Source organism: Frateuria flava, assembly GCF_017837635.1.
GTDB lineage: Bacteria > Pseudomonadota > Gammaproteobacteria > Xanthomonadales > Rhodanobacteraceae > Frateuria_A > Frateuria_A flava.
Map to the genome: position 1 here is coordinate 1 of NZ_JAGJRS010000037.1, position 891 is coordinate 891.

Annotated in this window: 1 protein-coding gene; it reads left to right on the plus strand. The window is 66.7% G+C overall.

Translation table 11 applies throughout. The features are described 5' to 3' along the window. Window positions 1-891: elongation factor Tu (tuf, locus tag J7I44_RS16725; protein ID WP_209623346.1), on the plus strand; the 891-nt coding region annotated here is incomplete at both ends.

The window sequence follows — 891 nt, forward strand, 5'->3', positions numbered from 1 at the left end:
CGGCGCTGACCAAGGTCGGTGCCGAGCGCTTCGGTGGCGAGTTCAAGGCCTACGACGCGATCGACGCGGCGCCGGAAGAGAAGGCGCGCGGTATCACGATCTCGACCGCGCACGTGGAATACGAGTCGCCGACCCGCCACTACGCGCACGTCGACTGCCCCGGCCACGCCGACTACGTCAAGAACATGATCACCGGTGCGGCGCAGATGGACGGCGCGATCCTGGTGTGCTCGGCCGCCGACGGCCCGATGCCGCAGACCCGCGAGCACATCCTGCTCTCGCGTCAGGTCGGCGTGCCCTACATCGTCGTGTTCCTGAACAAGGCCGACATGGTCGACGACGCCGAGCTGCTCGAGCTGGTCGAGATGGAAGTGCGCGAGCTGCTGTCGAAGTACGACTTCCCGGGCGACGACACCCCGATCGTGAAGGGCTCGGCGCTGAAGGCGCTCGAGGGCGACCAGTCCGAGATCGGCGTGCCGGCGATCATCCAGCTGGTGGACGCGCTGGACAGCTACATCCCCGAGCCGGTGCGTGCGATCGACAAGCCGTTCCTGATGCCGGTCGAGGACGTGTTCTCGATCTCCGGCCGCGGCACCGTGGTGACCGGTCGTATCGAGCGCGGCATCATCAAGGTCGGCGACGAAGTGGAAGTGGTGGGCATCCGTGACACCCAGAAGACCACCGTCACCGGCGTGGAAATGTTCCGCAAGCTGCTCGATCAGGGTCAGGCGGGCGACAACGCCGGTCTGCTGCTGCGCGGCCTGAAGCGTGACGACGTCGAGCGTGGCCAGGTGCTGGCCAAGCCGGGCACGATCACCCCGCACACCGACTTCGAGGCCGAGGTCTATGTGCTGAGCAAGGACGAGGGTGGCCGTCATACCCCGTTCTTCA